4 protein-coding genes and 1 pseudogene are annotated in these 5,952 nt (G+C 50.0%); 2 read left to right on the top strand and 3 right to left on the bottom strand.

What is annotated here, in order from left to right:
- Positions 1–775 (top strand): annotated as a pseudogene (locus tag GSQ95_RS23385) (MFS transporter); the annotation flags it as partial.
- Positions 776–901: 126 nt separating this feature from the next.
- Here GSQ95_RS23385 and GSQ95_RS23390 read toward each other — a convergent pair.
- Positions 902–1,846: a LysR family transcriptional regulator gene (locus GSQ95_RS23390; protein ID WP_158895956.1), complete on the bottom strand. Its 945-nt coding sequence runs from the start codon at positions 1,844–1,846 to the stop codon at positions 902–904.
- Between the two features lie 95 nt (positions 1,847–1,941).
- Between GSQ95_RS23390 and GSQ95_RS23395 the strand changes: the two genes are divergently transcribed.
- The gene (locus GSQ95_RS23395; RefSeq protein ID WP_256664698.1) at positions 1,942–2,691 is read left to right on the top strand and encodes an SDR family oxidoreductase; all 750 of its coding nucleotides are present in this window, start codon (positions 1,942–1,944) and stop codon (positions 2,689–2,691) included.
- Between the two features lie 965 nt (positions 2,692–3,656).
- Here GSQ95_RS23395 and GSQ95_RS23400 read toward each other — a convergent pair.
- Positions 3,657–4,148, bottom strand: a complete 492-nt coding sequence (locus GSQ95_RS23400; protein WP_158895960.1) for a MarR family transcriptional regulator — start codon at positions 4,146–4,148, stop codon at positions 3,657–3,659.
- Positions 4,149–4,696: 548 nt separating this feature from the next.
- The coding region (locus GSQ95_RS23405) for a CocE/NonD family hydrolase C-terminal non-catalytic domain-containing protein (protein ID WP_306167723.1) at positions 4,697–5,952 on the bottom strand (1,256 nt) is incomplete at its 5' end.

The following is a 5,952-nucleotide window of genomic DNA, read 5'->3' on the forward strand; positions in this document are numbered from 1 at the left end:
TGCGATGGCGTTGATGCACGAGTACGCACCAAAGAAAAATGCGCAGCACCCTAGTGGCGGTGATGTTCAGCGGCGATTCCCTGGGTGGGATGCTGGCTGCCGGTTTGGGCATCTACATGTTACCGCAGATCGGCTGGAGCTCGATGTTCTTCGTGGCAACCTTGCCACCTCTGTTGCTACCGGCCATCCTCTACTGGCTGCCGGAGTCGGTGGGTTTTCTGATTCGCCAAGGCCATATCGAGAAAGCCCGTCACTTGCTGTACCGCCTAGCAACGGATGCGGGCATTGGTGCGCACGACGTACTTGATCAGCGAGACCAAGGCCTGTGGTGGCTCGGTCGCCGAGTTGTTCCGGTACGGGTTGGTGGAGCGCACCCTGGCCATCTGGGTTGCCTGCTTATGGTTTGCGCGCTGGGCTCATGGCTCACCACGCTCGCGGCGGGCGCCGACTACAGCCTGGGCGCGAGCCTGTCTTTCCTGCTGGCGCTGAACTTCGGCGGCATGGCCGGACGATATTGGTTGGCTGGCTGCGTGACCGCTTGAACCTGGTCAAGGTAATGGCTGTGTTCCCCGCCGTGGCTGCGTTGTCGACCAGTCTGCTAGAGGTGAACAGCACGATGCCTGTGCTCTACCTGCTGATCTTCGTGGCTGGGGCCACCACCATCGGTACGCAGATCCTGCTGTACGCCACAGCCGCCCAACTCTATGGCCTTCCCATTCGCTCCACTTGCCTGGGATGGGCCTCTGGCATCGGCCGCAACGACGCTATCGTCGGCTAAATTATAGTGAACTCGCGCTAGGTTCTATCATTTGCCCGAGGTAGTAGCCCTATAAACGTATTTTTTGTTCGCTGTGAGTTCCAAGATAGGCAGTACGAAAGCGTGTGCGCAGGTTATTTTGCGTCACGCGGGCCCGTCTAGGCCCACAAGCACGCCTGACATTATCAGCAATCTACACCGCGTTTGAAGTTGCATAATGAGTGCATCTACGCGCGCAGGACGGACGCTCCTAGCAGAAACGTAGAGTGCAAGAGGGTATAGCTCTTCTCCCCACTCCTCGAAACATCGATGCAGTTGTCCAGATCGGAGCGCAGAACGAGCTTCAATTTCTAAAAGTTGCGCAAATCCTACGCCTTCAATGCAGGCTGCGAGCAAAGTCGTGCCATCGCTTACTAGTATCCCACCTGCAGCACGTACATTGAGATTCCCCGAAGCACTGATGAAACGCCATGGGTAGGCAGAGCCGCTTATCGGATCACGCATTAGGACGCAGGGTAAGGCATTGAGATCTTGCGGTCGTGCAGGGACCCCAGTGGATGCTAACAATGCTGGTGCTGCAGCGGTTAGAATTCGAGTATTTGCGAGATTTATACGTGTTAGGCCCTTCGCCTCGACATCGCCGAAGCGCAGCGCCGCATCAAAACCATCGCTGACTAGGTCATTCAAGGTATCTCGCACCACGATTTCTACACTAAGTTGGGGGTAAGAGATACGCAGCGCCGATAAAGCACCTGCAAGCACGAGGCTGGCTGATGGGGCATCAGCTGCGATACGCAGCCTGCCAGTGACCAGGGACTGCCCGGTGACGAGGTCGCTGGCCGCAGCTTCTGCTTCTTCTAGGATCGGCTTGACCCTATTGTAGAAGCGCTGCCCTTCTTCGGTGAGAACGACGGCGCGTGGACTACGCTCGAACAGCCTAGCGCCGACTCGTTGCTCAAGTCGGGAGATAGCCCTACTGACCCCCGAGCCAGTAATACCAAGCGCTGCGCCTGCATTAGTGAAATTACCCATATCGGATACGGCAGCAAATACGCCTATACCCGCCAATAGCTTGGCATCAAAAGCCATGTTGACTCCTCGTCATCTAATGCTTGTCAGCCATTCATCTACGTCATGTTATACACTGTTTCCTCTCACTACAGCGTCGGAGCATTGATATGAGGATGACAGGCAATACCATTTTGATTACAGGTGCAGGGTCCGGTATTGGCCGCGCACTGGCGCAGGCGTTCCACTCACTCGGAAATAAACTCATTATTACAGGTCGTCGCAAGGACACATTGGACGAAGTGGTGGCAGCAAACCCTGGCATGGTCGCCTACGAGCTGGACATACAGGATCGAGCTGCGGTGAGTGACTTTGCTCGAAAGATCACCGCACAGCATCCGATGCTCAATGTGGTGATAAACAATGCCGGCATAATGCAGCAGGAGGATCTGACGAAGGGTGAATCTGCGCTTGACCAACTGGATGCACTGATGGAGACAAACTTTTTAGGGCCGGTGCGTCTAAATGCAGCGCTCGTACTACATCTGCAGACACTAAACGAAGCCGCGATCATAAATGTAGGATCTGGCTTGGCGCATGTACCGTTGACATTGGTTCCGAGCTATTGTGCAACAAAGGCGGCGATCCATTCATACAGTCAATCTCTGCGTCATCAGTTGCGTAATAGCCCAGTTGAGGTCATTGAAATTATTCCGCCCGCGGTACACACCGGCTTGCTGGGGTCAGATCAGCAAGCACCACACGAAATGCCGCTGCCGGTGTTCATTAATGAGGTCATGGCACTGTTCCAGCAACAGCCAACGCCGCAGGAAATCTGTGTGGCGAATGTGCTACCACTACGGCGAGCAGAAGCTGGGGACTATGATGCTGTGTTCGCTCAGGTTAACCAAAGTATCGTGCTTTAGACTAAGAGCACTATAAGTTTTTATTATTGTCCTTTTCTACGATGAGCTGAGCTATTTCAGCTCTGCGATTGTGCAGCAGCTGGGGCAAGTATATGCTTGTCTCAGCCATTTTATGACAGACCTCGCAGGTAGGGATTGTGATGCTAAAATCTTCACTTCGAGTCAAGTTTCCATCTGCTCCAGATGGCACTATCACTACAACCTATCTTGGTCAGGACCAGGCAACTTAACTTAGCGTCTTGATAGCATAGGAGCCAGCCGTGAACCATCGTTACGAGCATGCGTACGACAGTAGAATATTGATCGACCATGCCGTTACTCAACACAATAATACACTGGATAACGTACCGTCGTGCACTTTCTAGTGCGTCTTGATCTACAGTATCGCCAGGAGAAATATCGTTCTAGACAAAGGGATGATCGACTACGCAGCGATACATGCCAAAGTAGCGGCTGGGACCCGGTAAGGTGATCAATCAACGAGTCTCATACAGCGCTATAACTGCAATCTGTTATCCACGAGCTACGTTGGTGTGTAATGCTACAAGTTTCCGCTGCGTTTTAAACTGCTACTAGGCGCCGGGCAGACTTGTAGCATTTCGCCCATCTACTAAACCGGTGCGTCTGCCAGGTACCGAATTCAGTCCCAGCAGGCGTTGCTGCAGTATTATCGCCAATCAAAATACGATATCAAAGCACTCTAAGGGACTGTGACCCTGTCGCTATTTAGCCGGTTATTGTTTGGCGAAAAATGGCTCGTAATTTGCGTTTGAGCGTGTTTGAGTTTTCAAACTAACTCCGCCATCATAAGTGTCATATGATTAAACATCAGTATCAAAAGTAGGCATGAAACGACGGCTTGTCTCTTTGTAAAGTAAATGCTAGAGGGGTGGATAATTAGGGTGACGGAAATGCGATGTTGATTGATGGGTATTAATGCATTAAACATCGATTAAACTTGACACTTAAATATTTGCCGCACTTGAAATCCTAAGCGAAACGCAGGTCGTCATATTAAGGTATTTTCTCATTATTTTGTTCAAAAGGCGTTTTAGATCAGATTTTTCTTCGCTGCTTAAGAATTGGGTGAGGTTATTGAGTGCGTAATCACAGACCGGAAATAGTTCGCTGCTTAACGCTATCCCTGCGTCAGTTAGCTCTAGCCGAACTTGGCGAAGCTCGCTCAGGTTACATGCGCGGCGCAGTAGCCCTTTGGCTTCGACGCGATCGAGCACACGACTTAGGGCACCGCTATCGATGGAAAGACAGCGACGAAGTTCGGTTGGGCTATCAATGCGATCACGTTTGATTAAAATTAGTAAATTAAATTGAGCAGCCGTGATGTTGTGATGCGTAAGGTAGCTATTTATTGGACGATCCCTGTATTGGTTGGCAAGGTAGAGTAAGTGACCTACCGAGTTGAGCAAAGGAATCTCTTTAGAATTGAAGTGGGGCATTGGGTTATTTTCCAAAATAATCGGGTGAACCACTTTAGAATAGTACCACGAGAATAGATTGAGTGAACTTGTTAGTGCGGCCAAGCTTCGACGACATAATAAAGTAAAAATTTGCCTTTACCTTGGTAGTATTTATTAATATTAAAAATTTAGCGATCTTGGATGTACGAGAATCTCGCGCAATATATGGCGCCGCTTTTTCACAAATATTTAATAATGCAGTGTCTTTATTAAAGTCTGGGATCGACATCGTTCGGAAGAAGGCCGTATTCAGTATGCACATGCGCCGTGTATAATTTATCTCACCTTACAATACACAGGGTTTGCGCTCCGCTCTAATAGCTATACGCAAACTTTCTGTAAATTTCAAAAAATTTCTAATTGTCGCGTGATTATTTCATTGGATTGTACCTTATAAATACTGCCAAATGGATACAATAATAACGTTCTTTTGCGGTCTACGCGCGCTTACGCAATGGACATCATTCTGCTAGCGCGCGACGGATCGTAAACCTGTAAGTTCGAGTCTCCTATTGTGTATGTCGCAGCTAGATCGCTTTTATGGGTACCAGTAAGTGACTGTCGTAATCCCCACCTATATGAAACACGTGCAATCCTGAATTACGCGTCGTCTCTGGAACTTTTTGCTGTGCCACCCAATCTGGAGATGTACTGGCATCGCCACCTAATGTTTTAAATTCAACTGACTCTCCAGGTGGGTAAGTAAAACACCCGACTGGAACGGAGATGCGCGCTGAACCTAGTGGTAGACTCATGGGTATGGGTTTATACGGCGCTACCATCACCTGCAGAATTTCCCCTTCGTGTAAACGTAGGCCCAAAGGAGATAGAGATATTTCCAATGGCACGATCTCGCCCGCGGACAACCGTTGGTCGTCCTGCATCAAAAGCACTGGATATGCAGGAGTTGACCGATGTTCATCGAGCCTGCGTCTAGATGCCCGCTGTAGCCCTACGGCTTGAAAGGGTTTGATTTCGCCCGTACCTAGCGGATGCAAAGTAATCTGCCCTGTTGCAGAAAGCTTTTCCACGACGACCACTAGGTCCATATCGTCTGATCCGCGAGCCTCAACCCATAGCTTAAGCTTTAACTCGCCAATGATTTCGGCCGCATAGTCTACCTTCATTCTGTAAACGGTTGGATGTCCATCATCAACTGCGTACTGCAAGCTGGCTGGATCGGCCGCTGGCTCAGTGTTCATCGTGCCATCCGCTCTTAGAAAAAGGGGTCGATGCTGATACCCCGAAGGGGGCCAAGAATCAACTACTCGCTCTACCTCGTCCTCACCGCCTGGATCTATCACTGAGATCCTTACTTGGGGAGTTTTTAGCCACGTATTGGCCAAGCCTTTTAGATAATGATCAAAAAATTCCGCTAGCTCCTCTATATACCTTGGTTCATAAAAGTCTGGCCATTCCATTGTATTGTGAATACGTAGCCATTTTTGGTTTGACCCGATATCGGTATAAGCATCGAAGGTTCCTTGGGTGTGGGCCATATTGTCGTACGATGCCACAATATAAGCAGGCACTTTAATATCTCCTACTTGCGCAGCTTTGTCTTTCCAATACAGCGTATCATTCTGCTCGGTCACGGCCATCCGCACAGGGTCTTCCAGCAGATTTTCGCCTGCCAGCGATTGATTGATGAGTTCCGGAAAGGTCAGAGTCGGTATTCCTCCACGGAGGAAAGTGTTACGCATGGCGTCCGATAGTCCTTCCCAATACACTAGGCTCTGTCTGAAAAGTCGACGCGCCAACAGCGATCGATGCAGGCCAGGGT

The sequence above is a fragment of the Pseudomonas sp. BAV 4579 genome (assembly GCF_009765395.1).
Classification (GTDB): Bacteria; Pseudomonadota; Gammaproteobacteria; order Pseudomonadales; family Pseudomonadaceae; genus Chryseomonas; species Chryseomonas aestiva.